This window comes from Pseudomonas sp. StFLB209 (assembly GCF_000829415.1).
Taxonomy (GTDB): domain Bacteria; phylum Pseudomonadota; class Gammaproteobacteria; order Pseudomonadales; family Pseudomonadaceae; genus Aquipseudomonas.
Map to the genome: position 1 here is coordinate 2,123,997 of NZ_AP014637.1, position 22,195 is coordinate 2,146,191.

Here is a 22,195-nt window from a genome sequence, read left to right on the forward strand (position 1 = left end):
GGATCGCCGCCCGGCTGCTCCTACAAGGCTCCGTGCTTGCTGAGCGGCCGTTCAGCGATGCACCACAAATTGCCCGATAAAACGCACCGCCTGTGCATCGCTCCCCTGTTCGCTGATGTACGTATGCAGCTCTAGCCGGGCGCGGCCGCGGCGTTGGTAGGTCGTCAGAAACCGCGCCCAGGCAGCCTGTTCGGGGGCGGTGCAGCAGGCCACGGCGTCGCTGCGCACCGGTAGCGGATAACTGATCTGGCCGTCCTGAATCACGATATGCCCATCCTCGATACCGGCTTCGCGCAGGCGCAGGTGCAGCCAGCCCCAGCCGGCCAGCACCGCGCCGCAATACAGGCTGCCGCCAAACAGCGTGCTCTTGTGGTTGACGTTGGGAGCCAGCGGCAAATGCAGGCGCAGACGATGCGCCTGCCAGTCGATGACCTTGACGCCCATGTCGCGGGTCAGCGGGATGTCGTGGTGCAGAAGCTGTTCCAGGGCCAGGGCCGCTGCCGGGTTCATTCGTGGTCATCCTGTGAGGTCTGGCTGTCGCCAAAGGTCAGGCCATGCTTGCGCAGTTTGTCATGCAGGGTCTTGCGCGGCAGGCCCAGCGCTTCGGCCAGGCTGCGCACCGAGCTGTGCGGGCGGGTCAGTTCGGCAGCGATCAGGGTGCGCTCGAAATGCTCGACCTGCTCGCTCAGGCCACCGCTGTTGACCGGCTCCTGCTGGCGGGTCATGCCTTCAAGTTCCAGCTCCAGGCCCAACGCAAAGCGCTCGGCAGCATTTTGCAGCTCGCGCACATTGCCCGGCCAGTTGTGGCGCAGCAGCAAGGCGCGTTGCCCCGGCCCCAGTTCGCGCTTGGCAATGCCATGACGCTGGCTGGCGCCGTCGGCGAAGTGTTCGAACAGCATCAGCACGTCTTCACCGCGCTCACGCAGCGGTGGAATGCGCAATGAGGCCACGTTGAGCCGGTAATACAGGTCAGCGCGAAACCGCCCCTGATCGGCGGACTGGCGCAGGTCTTCTTTGGTCGCAGCGATGACCCGGATATCCAGCGGGATCAACTGGTTGCTGCCCATGCGCTCGACGGCGCGTTCTTGTAGCAGGCGCAGCAGCTTGACTTGCACGTCCATGCTCATGCTTTCGATTTCATCGAGAAACACCGTGCCGCCATTGGCGAACTCGAACTTGCCGATGCGGCGCTTCTGCGCCCCGGTAAAGGCACCGGCTTCATGGCCGAACAGTTCGCTTTCGACCACCGACTCGGCCAGCGCCCCGGCGTTGATCGCCACGAAAGGCCCGCTGCGTCGGCTCGACAAATCATGCAGGGCGCGCGCCACGACCTCCTTGCCCGCACCGGTCTCGCCAAGAATCAAGACGTCGGCACGGGTCGCGGCGAGGGCGCCGATCTGCTCGCGCAGGCGCAACATCGAGGCCGACTGGCCGACCAGACGGGTGCTCAGTTGCTGGCGGTCGCTCAAGGCCACGCGCAGGCTGCGGTTGTCCAGCACCAGTTGGCGCAGGGCCAGGGCGCGGCGCACGCTGTCGAGCATGGCATCGCTGGGGAAGGGCTTTTCGAGAAAGTCATAGGCCCCGGCGCGCATGGCCTTGACCGCCAGCGGCACGTCGCCGTGACCGGTGATCAACAGCACCGGCAATTCGGGGTCCTGTTCATGCAACTGGGCCAGCAGTTCCATGCCGTCCATGCCACTCATGCGGATATCACTGATGACTACGCCGGGCCAGTCACGGCTGATGCGGCTGGCCAGGCCGGTGGCCTCGGACAGGCTCAGCACCTTCAGGCCGGCCAGGTCCAGGGTCTGCTTCAGGGCCTGGCGCAGAAACGAGTCGTCGTCGATCAGCACCACTTGTACCTGGCTGTCGATGGCGGTGTCCGGACTCATGCAGAAAGATCCTCGGGGGGTTGAAGGTTGGCGCCGGAGACGCCGCAGCGCAGGCGCAGGGTAATCAGCGCGCCGCCAGTGGTGTGGTTGGCCATCAGCAGTTCACCGCCCAGGGCACGCATCAGGGTATCGCAGATCGCCAGGCCCAGGCCCAGCCCCTGGGTGCTGGTCTTGGTGGTGAAGAACGGCTCACGGGCACGGGCCAGTGCTTCCTGGGAAAAACCGGGGCCATTGTCGCGAATGTACAGGTTGACGCCCTCGGCGGTGGACTCGGCACTGATCCACAGCTTGCGCGGCGGGCCTTTCTCGGTCAGGGCGTCCAGCGCATTGGCCAGCAGGTTACCGAGCACCTGGCGCAACCGGGTTTCACCGGCCTGGACCCACAGCGTGGCGGCCGGCAGGTCACGAATCAGTTCCACGTCCATGGCCCGCCTGCGCTTGGCCAGCAGGGCCAGGGCATCTTCCAGCGCCGGTTGCAGGGCAACGCTTTCCGGGGCGTGGGCATCGCGCCGGGCGAACGCGCGCAGGTGGGCGATGATCGAGGCCATGCGCCCGGTCAGCTCGCCGATCAGCTTGAGGTTGCTGCGCGCGTCATCGGTGCGCTGATGGTCAAGGAGGATTTCGGCGTTGTCGGCATAGGTGCGGATTGCCGCCAGCGGCTGATTGAGCTCATGGCTGATACTCGCTGACATGGTGCCCAACGCTGACAGTTTGCCGGCCTGGACCAGTTCGTCCTGGGCGCGAACCAGTTCCTGCTGGGCCTGTTCGCGCTCCAGCACTTCCTGACGCAAGCGGCTGTTGAGGCCTTCCAGATCACTGGTACGCTCCATTACCCGCTGTTCCAGCTCACGGCGCGCCTTGCTCTCGAAGGCCAGGCGATCCAGGTAGTGGCGGCGGCGCTGCATCATCAGGCTGAGCAGCAGCATCAGCACCAGCAGCGTCGCGCCGCCCACCGCGACAAAGGTCCGCACCGGACGGTCGATCAGCACCTTTGGGGCCAGTACATTGGCGGTCCAGCCGGTTTCTTCGATCTCTTGAGTCTGGGTCAGCCAAGCCCGTTCATCGAGCTTGAGTGGGCGTGGTTCGCGGGTCGGGTAGGGCTGGATGGCGCCGATCGCGGTTTTTTCCTGCTCGCTCAGCGGCCGGGTGGCATGGAAGCGCCACTCGGGGTTGGAGGTCAGAATCACCACGCCGTTCTGGTCAGTGAGCAGCAGTTGCACCGGGGTTTTGCCCCACAGCGACTCGGTGTAGTCGAGGTCTACCTTGATCACCAGGACGCCCACCACTTCGCTGCCTTCACGCACTGGCGCGGCAAAGAAGTAACCGCGCTTGGCCGACGTGGTGCCCAGCCCGAAAAACCGCCCCAGCTTGCCCGCCAGGGCTTCATTGAAATACGGCCGGAACGAGAAGTTGCGCCCGACGAAGCTGTCGCGCTGGTCGAAGTTCGACGAAGCGAGGGTACGGCCGTCCTTGTTCATCAGATAGATGACGTCAGCACCGGTCTGCTGGGTGACCTCGCGCAGCGCATGGTTGGCACCGTCGATGGCGTTGAGGTCGGCCGGGGTGCTCAGGGCCGCGCGCAACGCTGGTAGATCGCCGAGGATTGGCGGCAGGGATTCGTAGCGGTGCAGGGTGGCAAGCAGGTTGGCCACATATAGGGCCAGGGTCTGACGGTTCTGGCTGGTCAGCTCATTGTGGTAGTAGCGCTCGGCCAGATGCTCCAGCGGCCAGAGCAGCGGCGCCAGGCATATCGCCACAAGAGCGAGGCTGCGCCAGCGGGGGCGACGTGCGGGAGCGGGAGTGTGGGTCATCGTCTACTGGCGTCTTCTAAGGCTGGTTTTGCACCCTGCGCATGGCCGGGTGCATCAGCCCGTATTATGCCTGCCGTGGCTGACTCAGGCACTCCAGTAATGCCTGCTGCCAGTCCGGCTGGCTGACGCCCCATTCACGCTGCAGCTTGCTGCAGTCGAGCCTTGAGTTCAGTGGCCGGGTGGCGGGGGTCGGGTAAGCGCTGGTGGGGATCGGCTCCAGGCGGGCGCAGGGCTTGCCCTGAGCGGCCAGTTGCGCGCCAATCGCCTGGGCAAAGCCGAACCATGAGGTTTCGCCACTGGCGGTCAGATGGTACACACCCCATGCGCCGGGCTGACCGTCGCGCCAGCGTTTGATCAGTTGCCGGGTGCTGTGGGCGATGGTCCCGGCCCAGGTGGGCGCGCCTACCTGGTCGGCCACCACCCGCAGTTCTTCACGTTCTTGCAGCAGCTTCTGCATGGTCAGCAGGAAGTTGCGACCGTACTGCGAATACACCCAACTGGTGCGCAAAATCAGATGCTGGCCGCCAACCGCCAGGATCGCCTGCTCGCCAGCCAGTTTACTGGCACCGTAAACACTGAGCGGATTGGGCGCATCCTGCTCGGTGTACGGCGCGGTGTGGCTGCCGTCGAATACATAGTCGGTGGAATAGTGGATCAGCGGCACGCCCAGTTGCGTGGCCGCTTCGGCGAGCAGGCCGGGGGCGGTGGCGTTGATGGTGTGGGCCAGATCGGTTTCGCTTTCAGCCTGATCGACGGCGGTATGCGCTGCGGCATTGATGATCAGGTCGGGCTGCCGGGCGAGTACCTTGGCCACAAGATCATCCGGCTGGCTCAGGTCCAGCGCGTCGCGGCCCAGCACTTGCAGTGTGCCGACATCGGCCAGACTGGTCTGCAAGTGCCGGGAAACCTGACCATGCTGGCCAATGATGAGAATTTTCATACGAACAGTTCTGCCTCGCTCAGGCGCTTGCCCTGCTGATCCTTGGCAGAAAGCAGCGGGCTGAGACCCTCCAGTTGCCAGTCGATGGCCAGCTCCGGATCGTCCCAACGAATGCAGCGCTCGGCCGCCGGGGTATAAAAATCAGTGGTTTTATACAGAAACTCGGCCGACTCGCTCAGCACCACGAAGCCGTGGGCAAAGCCTTCAGGGATCCACAACTGGCGAAAATTGCTGGCCGACAGGCGTACTGCAACCCACTGGCCAAAGGTCGGTGAACTGCGGCGGATATCCACCGCCACATCGAGCACCTCGCCTGCGGTGACGCGCACCAGTTTGCCCTGGGCGTGCTCGATCTGATAATGCAGACCGCGCAGCACGCCCTTTTGCGAGCGTGAATGATTGTCCTGAACGAACTGCGGATTCAGGCCAGTGGCTTCGCTAAAGGCTCTGGCATTGAAACTCTCGTAGAAGAAGCCCCGATCATCGCCGAACACCTTGGGTTCGAGAATGAACACTTCGGGCAACTGGGTGGCAATCACATTCACTGGTTTTCCCCTGCAAGCTTGAACAGATATTGACCGTAACCAGTCTTGCCGAAGTACTGCGCACGCTCAAGCAACTGCGTCCGGTCGATCCAGCCGTTCTGGTAAGCGATCTCTTCAAGGCATGCGACCTTCAGGCCCTGACGGTGTTCGATCGTCTGTACGTAGGACGAGGCGTCGAGCAGGCTGTCATGGGTGCCGGTGTCGAGCCAGGCGAAACCCCGGCCGAAACGCTCGACCCGCAGATCGCCGCGTTGCAGGTAGGCATTGTTGACGTCGGTGATCTCCAGCTCGCCGCGTGGCGACGGCTTGACGGCCTTGGCGATGCGGATCACGTCGTTGTCGTAGAAGTACAGGCCGGTTACGGCATAGCTGGATTTCGGTGACTTGGGTTTTTCCTCGATGGACAAGGCCCGGCCGCTTTCGTCGAAGTCGATCACGCCGAAGCGCTCCGGGTCATTGACCCAGTAGCCAAACACCGTGGCGCCTTGTGTGTGTGCGGCGGCCTTGAGCAGTTGCTCACCGAAATGCTGGCCGTGGAAAATGTTGTCGCCCAGGATCAGGCACACCGGGTCGTTGCCGATAAATTGCTCACCAATCAGGAAGGCCTGGGCCAGCCCGTCGGGCCTGGCTTGTTCGGCGTACTGGAAATTGACCCCGAACTGGCTGCCGTCACCCAGCAGGTTACGGTACTGCGGCAGGTCGTGAGGCGTGGAGATGATCAGAATGTCTTGAATACCGGCCAGCATCAGCACCGACAGCGGGTAGTAGATCATCGGTTTGTCGTAGATCGGCAGCAACTGCTTGGATACGCCGAGGGTGATCGGGTGAAGACGGGTTCCGGAGCCTCCGGCAAGTACGATTCCCTTGGTCATGCAATAAGATCCTTGTGGTCAGTAAAGCCGAGTCGCTGGCCCTGATAGCTGCCGTCCTGCACCCGGCGGCACCATTCGAGGTTGTCCAGGTACCAAGTGACGGTCTTGCGCAGGCCGGATTCGAACGTTTCTTCCGGGGTCCAGCCCAGTTGTTTATCGATCTTGCTGGCGTCGATGGCGTAGCGCAGGTCATGGCCTGGGCGGTCCACCACATGGGTGATCAGGTCGCTATAGCGGGTCACGCCTGCGGGGTGCTGCGGCGCCAGCTCTTCGAGCAGGGCACAGATGCCCTGTACCACATCGATGTTCTTCTGCTCGTTGTGGCCGCCGATATTGTAGGTCTCGCCGACCACGCCCTCGGTCACCACCTTGTACAGCGCCCTGGCGTGGTCCTCGACGTACAGCCAGTCGCGCACTTGCTGGCCGTTGCCATACACCGGCAGCGGCTTGCCTGCCAGCGCGTTGAGAATCATCAGCGGGATGAGCTTTTCCGGGAAGTGAAACGGCCCGTAGTTGTTCGAACAGTTGGTGACGATCACCGGCAGGCCGTAAGTGCGTTGCCAGGCGCGGACCAGGTGGTCCGAGGCGGCCTTGCTCGCCGAATAGGGCGAGCTGGGCGCGTACGGTGTGGTTTCAGTGAACAGGTCATCGGCGCCATGCAGGTCGCCGTACACCTCGTCGGTGGAGATGTGATGAAAGCGAAACGCCTGACGCTCGGCCGTCGACAGCTTGAGCCAGTAGTTGCGGGTCGCTTCAAGCAGGCTGTAGGTGCCGACGATGTTGGTCTGGATGAACTCGGCCGGGCCATCGATGGAGCGGTCGACATGCGACTCGGCGGCCAGGTGCATGATGGCGTGGGGCGCGAAGCGTTCCAGTACGGCGCTGACGGTCGCCTGATCGCCGATATCGGCCTGGACGAACTCGTAGCGGGTGTTGTTGGCAATCGAGGTCAGGGATTCGAGGTTGCCGGCGTAGGTCAGCTTGTCGAGGTTCAGGACTTCATGTCCGGTGTTGTCGATCAGATGCCGGATCAGGGCTGACCCGATAAAACCTGCGCCGCCGGTGACGAGTATTCGCATGTGCTGGCCTTTCTTCCTTAATGAAGGGGCGATTGAACGTTTATGCAGCATAGCTTGTGGGTGTGTGCCCATGTGCGCAAGCAGGATCAGGCAAGATGGCAGCCAGGGGTGATGAAAATATTCGATGATCCGGGTCAGACATGCCATAAATCTGCCGTCGCCAAACCGCAGGGTGCTGGGCGGTATCCTGCGCTCACTCTATAGTGGTGCGATTGCTGCGTTGTCGTTTGTCCCGGAATCTGTCTGCCGAGGTTGTTGCATGCCGCTTGCCACCCTGATCCGCCGCTCAAGCCTGCCCTGCCCGCAAGTGGGTGTCGACCAGGCCCTGTCATTGCTGCAGACGCATTACGGCCTCAGTGGCTCGCTCAAGGCGTTGGGCAGCCAGCAGGACTGCAACCTGCTGCTCGACACCGGCACCCGGCGCTATGTGCTGAAGATCTGCCACGGCGACTACAGCACCCTGGAGCTGGCTGCCCAGCACGCCGCCCTGGAGCATCTGAGCGGCCGTCCAGGCATGCGCGTGCCAGCGGTGATCAGCGCCCTCAATGGCGAGCAGTTGCTGTCGCTGGAACTGGCCGGGCAGGCGGTGCATGTCCGGCTGCTGGAATTCATCGACGGCCAGTCGCTGGGCAACGCCGGTTATTTGGGGCTTGAGGTGGTCACCGCGCTGGGCGAGCTGTGTGCCAGGGTCGATCTGGCTTTGCAAGACTTCAGCCATCCGGGCCTGGAGCGCATCCTGCAGTGGGACCCGCGGCATGCCAACGCGCTGGCCCGCCACCTGCTACCGGTGATCGAGGACGGCGACGAACGGGTCTGCCTGCGCGAGGCGGTTGAGCAGGCCCGGCAGCGCCTGACGCCGCTGATCCCGGCCCTGGCGCTGCAAGCGGTGCATCTGGATATCACCGAGCACAATGTGGTCTGGGCGCGTGACGGGCAACGCCACTGGCAGATGCAGGGGTTGATCGACTTCGGCGACCTGCTCACGACCTGGCGGGTGGCCGACCTGTCAGTGACCTGTGCGGCACTGCTGCACCATGCCGAAGGCGACCCGCTGTATATCCTGCCGGCAATCCGCGCCTATCACGCGCTCAACCCGTTGCGGGTCGAGGAGCTCAAAGCGCTGTGGCCATTGATCGTTGCCCGCGCCACGGTGCTGGTGCTCAGCAGCGAACAGCAGGCCAGCGTCGAGCCGGGCAACCACTACATCCAGGCCAACCTGGAAGGCGAGTGGGCGATTTTCGATGTCGCCACCTCGGTGCCCATGGCGTTGATGGAAGCGGCGATTCTCGCTGCGGTTGGCGTTGCGATCGAGCGGTTGCCGCAACCCGCCTGGCGGCCGTTGCTGCCGAGCCTGGCCGGGCAGGGCTTCTGCAGCGTGGACCTGGGCGTGCTCAGCGAGCACTTCGAGGCCGGCAACTGGGAGCAGGACGGCATCGATGAGCGATTACTGGCCCTGACCGCGCGCCAGGTCGGGCTGGCCGCCAGCCGTTATGGGGAATACCGCCTGTCGCGGACCCTGCCCGACAGCGCCCGTGAACCCGATACCTTTGCTCTGCATGTTGAACTGCACATGCCCGCCGGTACGCCGCTGCACGCGCCGCTCGATGCCACCCTGCGCCAGACTGCCGATGCGGCGCTGGTGCTGGTCGGCGAAAGCTTCAGCCTGCGGCTGTGGGGGGTGAACAGTACCCTGCCGTGCGCCACCTCACTGAGTGCCGGGCAGTTGCTGGGCACCTGTGATGGCATCCTGTTGCTGCAACTGTGCAGCGAGCCCGGCATCAATGCGCCATTGTTTGCCACCCCCGGCTGGGCTGCGGCCTGGCGCCACCTGTGCCCGTCGCCGGCGGGGCTGCTGGGCTTTGCCTGTGATGCCGCGCCGTTGCCGGACCCAGCGGCATTGCTGGCGCGCCGCGATGCCAGCTTTGCCCGCTCACAAAAACACTACTATCAGGCCCCGCCGCAGATCGAGCGTGGCTGGCGCAACCACCTGATCGACATGCAGGGCCGCTCGTATCTGGACATGCTCAACAACGTGGCGGTGCTGGGCCATGGTCACCCGCGCATGGCCCGTGAGGCGGCGCGCCAGTGGTCAATGCTCAATACCAACTCGCGCTTTCACTATGCCGCGATTGCCGAATTCTCCGAGCGCCTGCTCAAACTGGCGCCGCCGGGTATGGACCGGGTATTTCTGGTCAATAGCGGCACTGAAGCCAACGACCTGGCGATCCGCCTGGCCTGGGCCTTTAGCGGCGGGCGCGACATGCTTAGCGTGCTGGAGGCCTACCACGGCTGGTCAGTGGCCACCGACGCGATCTCCACCTCGATTGCTGACAACCCGCAAGCGCTGACCACCCGCCCGGACTGGGTGCACCCGGTGACGGCGCCCAATACCTATCGTGGTCCGTTTCGTGGCCCTGCCAGTACCGCCGACTACGTACGCGATGTCGAACAGACCCTGGCCAGGCTGGACGAGCAGGGCCGCCAGGTGGCCGGTTTCATCTGCGAACCGGTGTATGGCAACGCCGGCGGCATCCCCCTGCCACCGGGTTACTTGCAGCAGGTCTACCAGCAAGTGCGCGAGCGTGGCGGGGTGACCATTGCCGACGAAGTCCAGGTCGGCTATGGCCGCCTGGGTGAGTACTTCTGGGGATTCGAAGAGCAGGGTGTGGTGCCGGACATCATTACCCTGGCCAAGGGCATGGGTAACGGCCATCCGCTGGGCGCCGTGATCACCCGCCGCGAAATCGCCGAGGCGCTGGAAGCCGAAGGCTATTTCTTCTCATCGGCCGGTGGCAGCCCGGTCAGTTGCCGGATCGGCATGGCCGTACTCGACGTACTGGAACAGGAAAAACTCTGGGACAACGCCCGCACCACAGGCGCCCACTTCAAGGCCCGGCTGCAAGCGCTGACCGATAAACATCCGCTGGTCGGCGCCGTGCATGGCATGGGCTTCTACCTGGGTGTGGAACTGGTTCGCGACCCACAGACCCTGGAACCCGCCAGCGAAGAAACCGCCTACCTGTGCGATCGCCTGCGCGAGCTGGGCATCTTCATGCAACCGACCGGCGACTACCTCAACATCCTCAAAATCAAACCCCCTATGTGCACCACCCGGCAAAGCGTCGACTTCTTCGTCGACAGCGTTTCCAGAGTCCTGCGCGAACTGGAATGATTGTTGCTGCCGCTGCCGCTGCCGCTGCCGCTGCCGCTGCCGCTGCCGCTGCCGCTGCCGCTGTTTGAGCTTTTGCTCTTTGAGCCGGGTTATCACAGACACCGCCAAACGCGACGATTGGCGCAGGCCGAATGGAGGTGTTGCGTAGGGGGAGAACCGGCATGGATGCCGGTTCAGGCGCCCGCCCCGTGGATGGGGCATTGGGCGCCGGCCCCCTGTCCATACACCATAACCAAAGTAACCCGCCCGTCGGGGCGGAACCGGCAGCGCAGGCAACCGCGGCAATGATCCTTACCCAGAGCGAAAGATCTTCGCGGCTAAAGCCACTCCTCCAACGTACGTTTGTTTTATCGATTTATATCGGTAAAAATTCGCAGTAGATATATAAATTGTTACTTGATTCATTTTAAATCCGATTTTTATCGGCTATAAAGACGCTCAGATTGTCATGGCGCTCTTGCTATGGTGATAAAACCCTCGAACTTCGACGGTTCTCTGGAGTCCTGATAACCATGACCACACTCAACAGCACCCCCCGCGCCGACGGCTTCCACATGCCCGCCGAATGGGCCGCGCAAACCCAGGTCTGGATGATCTGGCCCGAGCGCCCCGATAACTGGCGCCTGGGCGGCAAACCGGTGCAGGCCGCGCATGTCGAACTGGCCAAAGCCATCGCCCGCTTCGAACCCGTCTCCGTCGGCGTTTCAGCCGCGCAATACGACAACGCCGTGGCCTCTCTGGATGTACCCAACATCCGGGTTGTAGAGATCAGTAACGACGACGCCTGGGTACGTGACACCGGCCCGACCTTCGTCATCAACCAGCACGGCGAAGTGCGTGGCGTCGATTGGGACTTTAACGCCTGGGGCGGCTTCGACGGTGGCCTTTACTGGCCATGGAACCGCGACTCGCAAGTGGCCGGCAAGATCCTCGGTATCGAGCGCAGTGCACGCTACGTCACGCCGGGCTTCGTGCTCGAAGGCGGCTCGATTCATGTCGACGGCGAAGGCACGGTACTGACCACCGAAGAGTGCCTGCTCAACCGCAACCGTAACCCGCACCTGAACCGCGAGCAGATCGAGGCGGTACTGAGCGACAACCTCGGGGTCGACAAAGTCATCTGGCTGCCCGACGGGTTGTTCAACGATGAAACCGACGGCCATGTGGATAACTTCTGCTGCTACGTCCGTCCGGGCGAAGTGCTGCTGGCCTGGACCGACGATCCGCAAGACCCCAACTACCCCCGTTGCCAGGCTGCCTTGCAGGTCTTGGAGAACAGCCGTGATGCTCGTGGCAGAGCGTTCGTCGTGCACAAGATGCCGATTCCTGGGCCGCTTTTTGCCACTGCCGAAGAGTGCGCGGGTGTCGATAAGGTGCACGGTAGCCAGGAGCGCGATCCTTCGGTGCGGCTGGCCGGCTCCTACGTGAACTTCCTGATCGTCAATGGCGGCATCATTGCCCCCGCGTTCGACGACCCGCTGGACGCCACCGCGCTGGAAATTCTCCAGCGTGTATTTCCGGAACACGAAGTGGTCATGGTGCCGGGCCGTGAACTGCTGCTTGGCGGGGGCAATATTCACTGCCTGACCCAGCAGCAGCCGGCTCCACGCTACCAGGACGCCTGAGTCGCACGCGAGTTGGTCCTGTTTTTGCTGTGCTTTTGGTGAGAGAAGCCCATCCTCGGATGGGCTTTTTTGTGAGTAATACGCGGTCACATTTGGCTCCAAACCAAATGGCCATTATTCGGATGGGCGGCTGGGCGATTCGCTTGGCTGTAACAAAGCCCCCGTAAATTTGCCCGCTCATGAACCAAGAGGTTGTCCCACTATGAACGCAGGTATCAACCCGTACTCGACGCGGGGTCTTTCTGCCAGTAGCGAGGCTCGACAGATCATGGCTGACTGGTTGCGCCTGACCCGGGTTGCCAAACCCGAGCCCGATGCCCGGATGACAATGCTGTTACAGCGTTATCCACATGGCTTGTTCAGCGAAGCAGAGCTGCAAGAGTTGCTCGCCATTTTTAAAGACTGATTCTCATTTACGCTTTAATGGCTCTGGAACAAGCCTTTGCGCGTTTGACACCCCGGCGGAGCAGGACTAGCATCCTGCCCCCAGCGGCTGTGGTCAGTCGTCATGTAAATGCATCAGTAGTCCACTGCGATGATTTCGTGCGGTTTTCAGCAGGTCGATATCGATCCCTGAAAAGCCCAGAGCAACCCGAGGGGGGGTTGCGGCCACAGCGCGTTATTCAATCGCACATAGGGAAAACAAGATGCTTAACAAACGTATTGGCGTACTCGCACTGGGCGTTCTCAGCGCCACTCAGGTCATGGCGCAAAGCCAGGCCGATTCCAAGGGGTTCGTCGAAGACAGCCATCTGACCCTGAACCTGCGTAACGCTTATATCAATCGCGATTACAAAGACACGCCGAGCAGCGCTCAAGACCCGGCCGAGTGGGGCCAGGCGTTCATGGGCACCTTTAGCTCCGGCTTCACCCAGGGCACCGTGGGTGTCGGTGTCGATGCATTCGGCTACTACGCTGTGCGTCTGGACGGCGGCAAAGGCCGTAGCGGCGCAGGTGGTATCGACTTCTTCAAGCAAGGCGACAGCGGTCAGGCCGCTGATGACCTGGCCCGCTTTGGTGCTGCAGTCAAGGCACGGATCTCCAATACCGTGATCAAGTACGGCGACCAACAGCCAGCGCTGCCGGTCCTGAGCTATGACAACGGTCGTTTGCTGCCAGAGAGCTTCACCGGTACTTACATCACTTCCCAGGAAATCGAAAACCTGGAAGTGGTTGCCGGTCGCTTCACCAGCGAAGTGCGCAAGAGCGCCACTGGCCATGACAGCGGCGGCCTGAAAAGCATCAATGTCTGGGGTGCCAAGTACAAGTTCAACGACGCCTTCAGCGCGGCTTACTACGCTGCCGACAACGAAGACTCGGGCAAGAAGCAATACGTGAACCTGAACTACGTGTTCGCGCTGCCGCAAGACCAGTCGCTGACTCTGGACTTCAACGGCTACAAGACCAAACTGGATCGTGACTACGCGGCGGCCGATGACGCGCGTGACAACAAGATCTGGAGCCTGGCGGCTACCTGGGCTGTCGGTATCCACAGCTTCACCCTGGCGCACCAGCGCAGCAGCGGTGAAACCGGCTACGACTACGGCGGCTACAAGAGTGCCGGTTCTTATGGCGATGGCGGCAACTCCATCTACCTGGCCAACTCCTACTGGTCGGACTTCAACGGCAAGGACGAGCGTTCCTGGCAAGTGGCCTACGGCGTCGACCTGTCCGGTCTGGTGCTGCCTGGCCTGAGCTACAAGACCGCCTACGTGCGTGGCACCAACATCGACGACGGCGTGCACGATGGTCGTGGCGAAGAGCGTGAAATCTTCAGCCAGCTGACCTACGTGGTGCAGAGCGGTCCAGCCAAGGACCTGTCGCTTCGTCTGCGTAACTCGTTCCTGCGCGTGTCCGAAGATGCCAAAGGCTACAACCGCGAAGGTAACGAAACGCGGATCTTCGTTGATTACCCGATCAACGTCTTCTAAGAAGAGCGTTTAGTCGCGTAACTACATCGCGTAACAATAAGGCCCGCTTTTTGCGGGCCTTATTGTTGGTGCCCTGAATATGAAAACGACCTTATCGGCGAAAAACGACGGCTGATGGCGCGCTGACATATCCAAGGGGCCGGCCTGCGCTATTCTCACAGGCTGGCATGCCGATGGAATGGTCAGGCGTTTGCGGCCGTTTTTGGCCGCATCTGATCTTAGGTGATGAAGTCGGGAGAGTAGGCATGACGGGTGCTCCACGTTTTCACGATTACTACTGTAAGGCTGACCGCATCATGCTCAGCCTGGTCTGGCTGTTGTTTGCCACCTCACTGGGCCTGGCGTTCTGGTATGACACCTTTGGCCAGGCGATTGTCGTGGGGGGCGGGGTCGCGCTGCTGCTGAGCGTCATGCACAGAAGCCTGAGCGGCACCCGCTTGCTCCGCTGCTGCTTTGCGGTGGGCTTCATGGTCCTGGCGGCCCTGCATATCAACCAGGCCCGCGGCATGATCGAAGTCCATTTCGGCATCTTCGTGCTGTTGGCGGTGTTGACGGTTTACCGCGACTGGCTGCCGATTCTGGCAGCGGCACTGATTATTGCGGTGCACCATGTGCTGTTTCATGCCCTGCATCACGCCGGTTTCCCGGTGTACGTCATGCACCACAATGGTGGCTGGGGCGCGGTTATGGTGCATGCCCTGTATGTGGTGGTCGAAACCGTGATCCTGATGTACTTGGCCCGTCACATCCATGCCGAAGCCACAGAAAGCCAGGACATGCTCGACAAGATGCTGGTTACCGCATCAAAACTGACCTCCGGCGACGCCGGTGTGTCGCGCAACCGTCTGCATGTACCGCTGGTTCAGCGTTTCGAGAGCTTCCTGCAACAACTGAGCGGGATGGTCGAGGGTGTGGTGCGTGACACCCAAGGGCTGGGCAAGCTGGGTAACGACCTGGCCCAGGCCAGCACTTCGCTGGAGAGCGGTGCCAAACAACAACTGACCGAGATTGCCCGCATGACCGATGCCATGCAGCGCATGGGCGAGGGCATCAGCGATATCTCTGTGCATGTGGGGCAGGCTGTGCAACAGGCCGGCGATGCCCGTGAACAAGTGGCCGAATGTCGCGCCAGCGTAGACCGGGCGCAGCGCGAGATTCTCGAACTGGCCACCTCGATCAGTCAGACCGACCAGACCGTTCAGGCCCTGGCCAGCCAGTCTCAACAGATCGGCACGGTGCTGGATGTGATCAGCAGCATTGCCGAGCAGACCAACCTGCTGGCGCTTAACGCGGCCATCGAGGCGGCGCGGGCCGGTGAGCAGGGCCGGGGCTTTGCCGTGGTGGCCGATGAGGTGCGCAGCCTGGCCCAGCGCACGGCGGTTTCGACCCAGGAAATTCAGGGCATCATCAGTGGCCTGCAGCAGGACAGCCGTCAAGCGGCCACGGCCATGCAGGGCAGCCGCCAGGGTGTGGACCGCTGTGTGCAGGACAGCCGGCGTGCGGCTGAATCACTCAAGGCCGTGGGCGTCGGCATTGGCTCGATCAGCGAACTCAACGGTCTGATCGCCGCCACCACCGACGAGCACTCTTGCCTGGGCCAGACCATTGCCAAACAGCTGATCGCCGTGCAGGACATTGCCGAACACACCGCCGACAATATCAGCGTCCTGGCCCAGAGCAGCCAGCGCCTGCCGCCGCTGGCGATGCGTCTTGAAAGCCTGGGCCAGACCTTTCAGCGCTGACCGGGTAACCTCACCACCAGCGCACCCGGCCCGGTCAGTGCCAGCCCGGCAAACAGAGTCACGAACAGCCAGCCGAACTGGCCTTGTTCCAGGCTCCAGTCCGGGTGCACCACCAGCAAGGCCACCAGCAGCAGGAACAGGATCGGCAGGCAGGCCAGGCGGGTGGCGATGCCCAGAGCGATCAACAGCGGGCACAGCAGCTGGGCGAACAGCGCTGCCAGCAGGGTTATGTGCGGGCCGAGGCCCAGCGGGTCGTCGATGTGTTGCAGCTCGCTACTCCAGTTGAGCAGCTTGGGCAGGCCATGGAGCTTGAGCATCAACAATGCGGCGCACACCCGCATCAACAGCAAACCAAGGTCCAGCAACCGGGCCGCAGCCTGGCTGGAGAGTCGGGGCAGGGGCATGGCAGGCACTCGTTGGGAAACCGGGCCTGACTATGGCGATATTGGCCGGCGAATGATTGCGTGGATGTGCGCTCTTGCATGTGGGGCAATTGGGCACATGCGTGCAAGCTGGCGGGCTGACCTACAGCGATAGTGGAAGCTTTTCCGGCTGCTCAGCCGGCCTACTGAACTGTCGAGTGAACCATGACCGCCACCCGCCCGCCAACCGCCTCACCCTGGAAGCCCTTGCAGGTAAAAGTCTTTCTCTGGCTGTGGCTGGCCAGCATTGCCTCCAATATCGGCACCTGGATGCACGAGGTCGGTTCCGGCTGGTTGATGACCAGCCTGTCGGCCAGCCCCCAGGCCGTGGCGTTGGTGCAGGTTGCCGGGGCCTTGCCGGTGTTTTTGCTGGCGCTGCCGGCCGGGGCGCTGGCCGATATCGTCAACAAGCGGCGTTATCTGTTGATCGTGCAGTTGTGGATGGCCGCTGTGGCGCTGGTGCTGACCTTGCTGACCCTGAGCGGGCAGATGACGGTGACGTTGTTACTGCTGCTGACCTTTGCCATGGGCATTGGCAGTGCGCTGATGATGCCGGCCTGGTCGGCGCTGGCGCCGGAAATCGTTGATCGGCAAGACGTCCCGGCGGCGGTGGCGTTGTCGAGCCTGGCGATGAACGTCGCCCGCGCCATCGGCCCGGCCATCGCCGGGGTGCTGGTCAGCCTCAGTGGTCCGTGGCTGACCTTTGCGCTGAACAGCGTCTCGTTTCTGGCGGTGATCATTGCCCTGTTGGCCTGGCGCCATCGGCCGGAGCCTTCCGTTCTGCCTGCCGAGCGCTGGCTGGGCGCGATGCGTGCCGGGGTGCGTTATGCGCGTGGCTCACAGCCGTTGCGTGCGGTACTGGTGCGCACCGCGGCGTTCTTCAGTGGTGCGGTGGTGGGCATGGCCTTGCTGCCTTTGCTGGTCCGTCGCGAGATCGGCGGCAGTGCGCTGGATTACGGGATCCTGCTGGGCTGCGTAGGTGCGGGGGCGATCTTTGGCGCCATGCAGTTGCCGCGTCTGCGGGCCCGGTTCAGCCCCGACACCATCGTGCTCGGTGCCAGTCTGGTGTATGCCGCTGTGTTATTGGGGCTGGCCTGGATTCGTTCGATTATCGGCCTGGCACCGGTCATGCTGATCAGCGGCATGGCCTGGATCGCGGTGCTCAGCAACCTGCAGGTGGCGGTGCAGACCAGCGTCGCGCCCTGGGTGCGGGCGCGTGCGGTGTCGTTGTACATTCTGGTGTTCTTCGGCTGTTCTGCCGCTGGCGCGGCGGCCTGGGGAGCGCTGGCCAGTCATGTATCAATGAGCGCGGCGTTTATCGGCGGTGCTGCGGTGCTGACCCTCGGGCTGGCGTTGCGCGGGCGCTTCCCGTTGCCGACCAGCCAGATTGAAGACCAGCAGCCTTCGCAGCACTGGCCGGCACCGATTCTGGATGAACAGATGAGCGCTGAACGCGGGCCGGTGATGATCACTGTGGAATACTGCATCGCGGCTGAACATGCCGCGCAATTCCACCAGGCCATGCAGGCGGTCAGCCGCATGCGCAAGCGCAACGGGGCATTTTCCTGGGGGCTGATGCAGGACAGTGAGAATCCGCGTCGCTGGAAAGAGTACTTCTTTGAAGAGTCGTGGCTGGAGCACCTGCGCCACCATAACCGGGTGACCCGTGCCGACCAGAAGCTGGAAGCGGCTGCCCGGCGCTTTCAGGACAAGGCTGTAGATGTGAAGATCAGCCACCTGTTGGCGGCCAGAGGGTAAGCCTCCGGCCACCAGATAGCAGGCGTAATCAGGCGACCTTGAAGCGGTTCACCAGGTGCTGCTGATGCTCGGCCAGGCGTGCCAGTTCCTGACTGGTCACCGCGGTCTGCTGGGCACCGGCGCTGACCTGGATGACCAGGTCGTTGATCTCGTTGACGTTGCGGCTGATGTCATCGGCCACAGCGCTCTGCTCTTCGGCCGCCGAAGCGATCTGGATCGTACGGTCGCTGATGCGGCCCACGCCTTCGGCGATTTCGTCGAGCAGGTCACCGGCACGTACGATGTTGCTGGCGCCGGCCTGGGCTTTGCCGAGGGTCTGCTGCATGGACTGGGTGGCACGGTCCGAGCCGTTCTGCAGGTTGGCGATCATCTGCTGGATGCTGCCGGTCGACTGCTGGGTTTTCTGCGCCAGGCTGCGTACCTCGTCTGCGACCACGGCAAAGCCGCGACCGGCCTCACCGGCGCGTGCTGCTTCAATGGCGGCGTTAAGGGCCAGCAGGTTGGTCTGCTCGGCGATGCCGCGAATGACATCAAGCACCGAAGAAATCGAATCGCTTTCCTGTTTCAGCTCGCCAATGATTTTCGCGGTTTCCTCAGCCTGGCCGGACAACTGGTGAATCAGCTCGATGGTGTTCGCGACTTCGCTGCGACCATCGATGGTGCTCTGGTTGATCTGCTGCGACATCTGCGCGGCATCGCTGGTGCTTTGCGCCACATCGCGCACCGTGGTGCTCATCTCGGTAATGGCCGCCGCCACCAGTTCAGTGCTCTGGCGTTGCTGCTCGACACTGCGGCTGGTCTGCACGGTGACCGCCGACGACTCTTCGGCCGCGGTGGCGACCTGCGCCGTGGCGTTGCTGATTTCCTGGATGATGTTGGTGATTTCCACCGCCATGCTGTTGAGGTTGGCCGAAATCTGGCCGAATTCATCACGGCTCTGGTAGTCGGAGCGAGCGGTGAGGTCACGCTGCGATAGCTTGAGCAGTACGCCGTTCACATCACGCACTGCCAGGTCGATGTTATGGATGATCAGGTAGGCCAGGGCCGACACTGCGAGCAGTGAGATCAGCACGGCAGTGATGGTCAGCCACAGGACCTGGCTGGCACTGTCGCGTGCCTCTTGGGCGAGTATGGCGACCTTTTGACTGAGGTTATTCTCCACCTCACCCATCAGGTCGATGCGCTTGGTGGCGGTTTCAAACCAGGATTCGGGTTTTACCCCCAGCGCGGTGCCCAAGGGCAATTCGAATGCCTGACGTTGCAGGCGGCCGACTTCCACGGCGCTGGCATCTTTCATCCGCTCGTCGAGTTGCTGCAGTAGTTCACCTGGCGCCTTGCGGCGGAAGTTTTCCGAATAGGCGGTAAATTCGCCCAGGTTGCGGCTGAAACGCGACAGCAGGTTGGCGTCGAAGCTGTTCTGGCTGAACACCAGGCCCAGCACGACCCGCTCGCGCCCGGCGCGCTCTTTCATTTCGATGAACTGATTCAGTGCACTGAGGGCGTGAATGATCTCTGGGTCGTTGATCCGCGCTTCCAGAGAATGGGTAAAGCCGATCAGCTTCTGGATGGTCTCGGTATAACGGGCGCCAGACTCGGTGCTGGGGATGCCCAGTGCGTCGACCTGGCTGCGCAAGGCCTGCAGGCCATCGAGCGCACCCAGTGCATTGTTCAATTCGCCGACGCCTTCGGTCGACATTGCCCTGACGGCCGCCAGTGACTGGTTGACGCTCTGGCGCATGGTTGCCAGCTCGTTACGCATCGAATTGCCCTTGCTGCCCAGATAAACGCCGCTGGCGCCCCGCTCGCGCTGCAAGGTGGTAATCAGTTGGCTGATTTTCTGCGCGATGGCCGTGGCTCGTACGGTGCTGTCCATGCTTTGCAGAATTCGGGTGTTCTCCACCACGCTGCTGGTGGCGAACCACAAAAAACCGAGCGAGGGGAGTAACAGTATCAGCAGCAGCTTTAAGCGCAGGGGGGCATTCTTGAGCATAGTCCTTCGAGCCTCAGATTATTTTATCCACTGCGTTCATGCAGTGGTTGCCAAGCGGTTGATAGACCTTATCGTCGCAGCCGACGAAAAGTTGATGGCGCAAAACAGCGTTAGTTGAACGAGTGGTCAATACTGATCCGTCAATAATCGCCTTCCCTTGGCTTGAAACTCTCTATGGCGCGGGTTGTGGCCTGTGGAACAGTTTTCGGCCAATTGGGGTTTCCCGGCTCATTTTTTGAAGCAAAAGACGTACCCGGCTACTGATACGCAGGACTCTATCGACAGGTGGCAGGGCGTTATTGATCTGCATCAGTAAGGCGTTGCGTCGGCTGGTTTAGCCTGCCCTCAGGGCCATTCAGGGCTGAGCTGCGTGGCCTACAGAAGGAACTGCCCATGAAACTCGCTCTATTGAGTGCTCAACCCTACGATCAACGGTTTTTTGATGAGGCCCTGCAACGCGATTGCCTGGCCGGTGACCTTGCCCTGAGCTACCTGACACCGACCTTGAACCGTGACACGGTCAGGCTCGCGCAGGGGTACGATGCCATTTGCGTATTCGTCAACGACCAACTGGATGCCGCCGTGCTGGAGGCGCTGGCGGGCTACGGCGTCAAGGCGATCCTGTTGCGGTGCGCAGGCTTCAACAACATTGATCTGGAAAGCGCGGGGCGCCTCGGGCTGTTCGTGGCGAGGGTGCCCGGTTATTCGCCCGAAGCGGTCGCCGAGCACACCCTGGCACTGGTCATGACCCTCAACCGGCATACCCATCGCGCCTACAATCGGGTGCGTGAGGGCAACTTCATGCTCGAAGGCCTGCTGGGCTTCAACCTGCACGGCAAGACCGTGGGCATTATCGGCACCGGGCAGATCGGCCTGGCCACGGCGCGGATCTTCAAGGGTTTTGGCTGCCGTGTGCTGGGTTATGACCCGTTTGAAACCGCCGCCTTCAGCGGCGTGGGTGAGTACGTGACGCTGGGTCAACTGCTGGCCGAAGCGGACATCGTCAGCCTGCATTGCCCGCTCAGCGACACCACTCGCCATCTGATCCGCGCCGAAACCCTGGCCCAAATGAAGCCCGGCGCCATGCTGGTCAACACCTCGCGCGGCGCACTGGTCGACACCCTGGCGGTGATCGAAGCCCTCAAATCGCGGCAGCTCGGGTCATTGGCCATCGACGTCTATGAACAAGAGAGCCAGCTGTTTTTCCATGACCGCTCCAGCGATCGTATCGACGACGAAGTGTTCCTGCGCCTGACCACATTTCCCAATGTGCTGATCACCGGCCATCAAGGCTTTTTCACCCGTGAGGCACTGGATCAGATTGCCGAAGTGACGCTGGATAACCTGAGATGTTTTGTACAGGGCGAGCGTTGCGCCAACAGCCTGGTTTGAGTCCTGTACGCTGCGGCTCGGTGGGCGCTCGCAGCAACATCTGATCCTGTAGGAGCAGCTTCAGCTGCGAAGAAGGGGTTCCAGAGCTATCCCTTAGGCCAACCCCCGTAGCCACTCCAGCAAATCAGCCTGCAAACTGCCGGCTTGCAGTGGCTGCGGCGACAGCAGGCAATAGCGCGAGCCGTCTTCGACAAAGCCCAGTGGCGCGATGAGTACGCCGCTGGCCAGGTCGTCGCGCACCAGATGCCAAGGACCGATCGCCACGCCAAGGCCGGCTACCGCAGCTTGCAGGCTGAAATAGAAATGCTCGAACACTTGCCCCGGCGGCTCGGGGTACGGTTGATCGGCAGCCGTGGCCCATTCGGCCCAGGCTTGCGGCCGGGTGCGAGTGTGCAGGCAGGTCGCATCGCTGCGCAGTGCAGCAGCGGGTTTGTCCGTGTTGAACCAGGCCGCCAGTTTGTCCGGGCGGCAGACCGGTCCGACTTTTTCCACAAACAACGGCTCGGCACAGTAATTGTCTGGCCAGCAGAAGTCATCGCGGCGGATTGCCAGATCAATACCGCTACTGAACGAAAACGGCCCGCCGCCAGCGACCAGGTGCATATCGATGCCCGGATGCCGTGCTTGAAAGGCCGGCCAGCGCGGAATCAGCCAGCGCATCAGCAAAGTTGGCCCGCACGACAAGACCCAGCGCCGCTGCTGGCGGGCACTGGCCTGTAACTCGGCCACTGACTGGCGGATCACGCCCAGGCCATCGCCCACCGCCCGCGCCAGCTTGCGCCCGGCTTGGGTCAGAAATACCCGGCGGCTACGGCGTTCGAACAGCGCCAGGCCCAGTTCGTCTTCGAGCAAGCGCACGGCGCGGCTGACCGCGCCGTGGGTCAGATGCAACTCGGTGGCCGCCTTGGTGAAGTTCTCATGCCGGGCATCGGCCTCGAAACAACGCAGAGCCAACAGCGAGGGCAGGCGAGTGTCGCAAAATGGTGAGTCTGACTCACCATTACGGTCAGAAAACATCGTTAAT

At 62.3% G+C, this 22,195-nt stretch carries 17 protein-coding genes; 7 read left to right on the plus strand and 10 right to left on the minus strand.

Annotated features, from left to right (window positions below; genetic code table 11):
• Window positions 1-51: 51 nt before the first annotated feature.
• The 7 genes from PSCI_RS09790 to rfbB form a co-directional block, all read right to left on the minus strand.
• Window positions 52-510: a YiiD C-terminal domain-containing protein gene (locus PSCI_RS09790; RefSeq protein WP_045485747.1), complete on the minus strand. Its 459-nt coding sequence runs from the start codon at window positions 508-510 to the stop codon at window positions 52-54.
• The gene (locus PSCI_RS09795; protein ID WP_045485750.1) at window positions 507-1,892 is read right to left on the minus strand and encodes a sigma-54-dependent transcriptional regulator; all 1,386 of its coding nucleotides are present in this window, start codon (window positions 1,890-1,892) and stop codon (window positions 507-509) included. Before PSCI_RS09795 ends, PSCI_RS09790 begins: the two co-directional genes overlap by 4 nt.
• A complete protein-coding gene (locus PSCI_RS09800; protein ID WP_045485753.1) occupies window positions 1,889-3,703 on the minus strand; it encodes a sensor histidine kinase in 1,815 nt (604 codons plus the stop codon). The genes PSCI_RS09795 and PSCI_RS09800 overlap by 4 nt, the downstream gene beginning before the upstream one ends.
• A gap of 64 nt (window positions 3,704-3,767) precedes the next feature.
• Complete coding sequence (rfbD, locus tag PSCI_RS09805; RefSeq protein ID WP_045485756.1) at window positions 3,768-4,643, minus strand: dTDP-4-dehydrorhamnose reductase; 876 nt, start codon at window positions 4,641-4,643, stop codon at window positions 3,768-3,770.
• Window positions 4,640-5,188: a dTDP-4-dehydrorhamnose 3,5-epimerase gene (gene rfbC / locus PSCI_RS09810; RefSeq protein WP_045485760.1), complete on the minus strand. Its 549-nt coding sequence runs from the start codon at window positions 5,186-5,188 to the stop codon at window positions 4,640-4,642. Before rfbC ends, rfbD begins: the two co-directional genes overlap by 4 nt.
• Window positions 5,185-6,060 carry a glucose-1-phosphate thymidylyltransferase RfbA gene (gene rfbA, locus PSCI_RS09815; RefSeq protein WP_045485762.1) on the minus strand — a complete coding sequence of 292 codons (876 nt, stop codon included), beginning with the start codon at window positions 6,058-6,060 and terminating at the stop codon, window positions 5,185-5,187. Before rfbA ends, rfbC begins: the two co-directional genes overlap by 4 nt.
• Entirely contained in the window at window positions 6,057-7,139 is a 1,083-nt protein-coding gene (gene rfbB, locus PSCI_RS09820) for a dTDP-glucose 4,6-dehydratase (RefSeq protein ID WP_045485765.1), read from the minus strand. Before rfbB ends, rfbA begins: the two co-directional genes overlap by 4 nt.
• A 259-nt stretch (window positions 7,140-7,398) precedes the next feature.
• Here rfbB and PSCI_RS09825 point away from each other — a divergent pair, with 259 nt between their 5' ends.
• From PSCI_RS09825 to PSCI_RS09845, 5 genes are all read left to right on the plus strand, one after another.
• Window positions 7,399-10,311 (plus strand): aminotransferase, encoded by a 2,913-nt coding sequence (locus PSCI_RS09825; RefSeq protein ID WP_045485767.1) that lies wholly within the window; start codon window positions 7,399-7,401, stop codon window positions 10,309-10,311.
• Window positions 10,312-10,823: 512 nt separating this feature from the next.
• Window positions 10,824-11,936, plus strand: coding sequence for an agmatine deiminase (aguA, locus tag PSCI_RS09830; protein ID WP_045485770.1), 1,113 nt, complete (start codon window positions 10,824-10,826; stop codon window positions 11,934-11,936).
• Between the two features lie 202 nt (window positions 11,937-12,138).
• Window positions 12,139-12,342 (plus strand): hypothetical protein, encoded by a 204-nt coding sequence (locus PSCI_RS09835; protein WP_045485773.1) that lies wholly within the window; start codon window positions 12,139-12,141, stop codon window positions 12,340-12,342.
• A 241-nt stretch (window positions 12,343-12,583) separates the two neighbouring features.
• Complete coding sequence (locus PSCI_RS09840) at window positions 12,584-13,867, plus strand: OprD family porin (protein ID WP_045485776.1); 1,284 nt, start codon at window positions 12,584-12,586, stop codon at window positions 13,865-13,867.
• A gap of 245 nt (window positions 13,868-14,112) precedes the next feature.
• Window positions 14,113-15,609 carry a methyl-accepting chemotaxis protein gene (locus PSCI_RS09845; protein ID WP_045485778.1) on the plus strand — a complete coding sequence of 499 codons (1,497 nt, stop codon included), beginning with the start codon at window positions 14,113-14,115 and terminating at the stop codon, window positions 15,607-15,609.
• Here PSCI_RS09845 and PSCI_RS09850 read toward each other — a convergent pair.
• Entirely contained in the window at window positions 15,600-16,013 is a 414-nt protein-coding gene (locus PSCI_RS09850) for a DoxX family protein (protein WP_045485781.1), read from the minus strand. The two genes, PSCI_RS09845 and PSCI_RS09850, sit on opposite strands and share 10 nt — an antisense overlap.
• 183 nt (window positions 16,014-16,196) lie before the next feature.
• Here PSCI_RS09850 and PSCI_RS09855 point away from each other — a divergent pair, with 183 nt between their 5' ends.
• Window positions 16,197-17,789, plus strand: coding sequence for an MFS transporter (locus PSCI_RS09855; RefSeq protein WP_045485784.1), 1,593 nt, complete (start codon window positions 16,197-16,199; stop codon window positions 17,787-17,789).
• A gap of 28 nt (window positions 17,790-17,817) precedes the next feature.
• On the opposite strand, the gene PSCI_RS09860 is transcribed toward PSCI_RS09855, so the two are convergent.
• Window positions 17,818-19,779, minus strand: coding sequence for a methyl-accepting chemotaxis protein (locus tag PSCI_RS09860; protein ID WP_045485787.1), 1,962 nt, complete (start codon window positions 19,777-19,779; stop codon window positions 17,818-17,820).
• Between the two features lie 393 nt (window positions 19,780-20,172).
• Here PSCI_RS09860 and PSCI_RS09865 point away from each other — a divergent pair, with 393 nt between their 5' ends.
• Window positions 20,173-21,171, plus strand: coding sequence for a 2-hydroxyacid dehydrogenase (locus PSCI_RS09865; RefSeq protein ID WP_045485790.1), 999 nt, complete (start codon window positions 20,173-20,175; stop codon window positions 21,169-21,171).
• A 93-nt stretch (window positions 21,172-21,264) separates the two neighbouring features.
• Here PSCI_RS09865 and PSCI_RS09870 read toward each other — a convergent pair whose 3' ends face one another.
• Window positions 21,265-22,188, minus strand: coding sequence for a LysR family transcriptional regulator (locus PSCI_RS09870; protein ID WP_045485793.1), 924 nt, complete (start codon window positions 22,186-22,188; stop codon window positions 21,265-21,267).
• Window positions 22,189-22,195 lie beyond the last annotated feature (7 nt).

Excerpts from the sequence above, each read along its gene's own strand:
- PSCI_RS09855 (WP_045485784.1), top strand. The coding sequence starts at position 16,197 with ATGACCGCCACCCGCCCGCCAACCGCCTCACCCTGGAAGCCCTTGCAG.
- PSCI_RS09860 (WP_045485787.1), bottom strand. The coding sequence starts at position 19,779 with ATGCTCAAGAATGCCCCCCTGCGCTTAAAGCTGCTGCTGATACTGTTA.
- PSCI_RS09840 (WP_045485776.1), top strand. The coding sequence starts at position 12,584 with ATGCTTAACAAACGTATTGGCGTACTCGCACTGGGCGTTCTCAGCGCC.
- rfbB (WP_045485765.1), bottom strand. The coding sequence starts at position 7,139 with ATGCGAATACTCGTCACCGGCGGCGCAGGTTTTATCGGGTCAGCCCTG.
- PSCI_RS09845 (WP_045485778.1), top strand. The coding sequence starts at position 14,113 with ATGACGGGTGCTCCACGTTTTCACGATTACTACTGTAAGGCTGACCGC.
- aguA (WP_045485770.1), top strand. The coding sequence starts at position 10,824 with ATGACCACACTCAACAGCACCCCCCGCGCCGACGGCTTCCACATGCCC.
- PSCI_RS09835 (WP_045485773.1), top strand. The coding sequence starts at position 12,139 with ATGAACGCAGGTATCAACCCGTACTCGACGCGGGGTCTTTCTGCCAGT.
- rfbD (WP_045485756.1), bottom strand. The coding sequence starts at position 4,643 with ATGAAAATTCTCATCATTGGCCAGCATGGTCAGGTTTCCCGGCACTTG.
- PSCI_RS09790 (WP_045485747.1), bottom strand. The coding sequence starts at position 510 with ATGAACCCGGCAGCGGCCCTGGCCCTGGAACAGCTTCTGCACCACGAC.
- PSCI_RS09800 (WP_045485753.1), bottom strand. The coding sequence starts at position 3,703 with ATGACCCACACTCCCGCTCCCGCACGTCGCCCCCGCTGGCGCAGCCTC.
- PSCI_RS09825 (WP_045485767.1), top strand. The coding sequence starts at position 7,399 with ATGCCGCTTGCCACCCTGATCCGCCGCTCAAGCCTGCCCTGCCCGCAA.
- PSCI_RS09870 (WP_045485793.1), bottom strand. The coding sequence starts at position 22,188 with ATGTTTTCTGACCGTAATGGTGAGTCAGACTCACCATTTTGCGACACT.
- rfbA (WP_045485762.1), bottom strand. The coding sequence starts at position 6,060 with ATGACCAAGGGAATCGTACTTGCCGGAGGCTCCGGAACCCGTCTTCAC.
- PSCI_RS09865 (WP_045485790.1), top strand. The coding sequence starts at position 20,173 with ATGAAACTCGCTCTATTGAGTGCTCAACCCTACGATCAACGGTTTTTT.
- PSCI_RS09850 (WP_045485781.1), bottom strand. The coding sequence starts at position 16,013 with ATGCCCCTGCCCCGACTCTCCAGCCAGGCTGCGGCCCGGTTGCTGGAC.
- PSCI_RS09795 (WP_045485750.1), bottom strand. The coding sequence starts at position 1,892 with ATGAGTCCGGACACCGCCATCGACAGCCAGGTACAAGTGGTGCTGATC.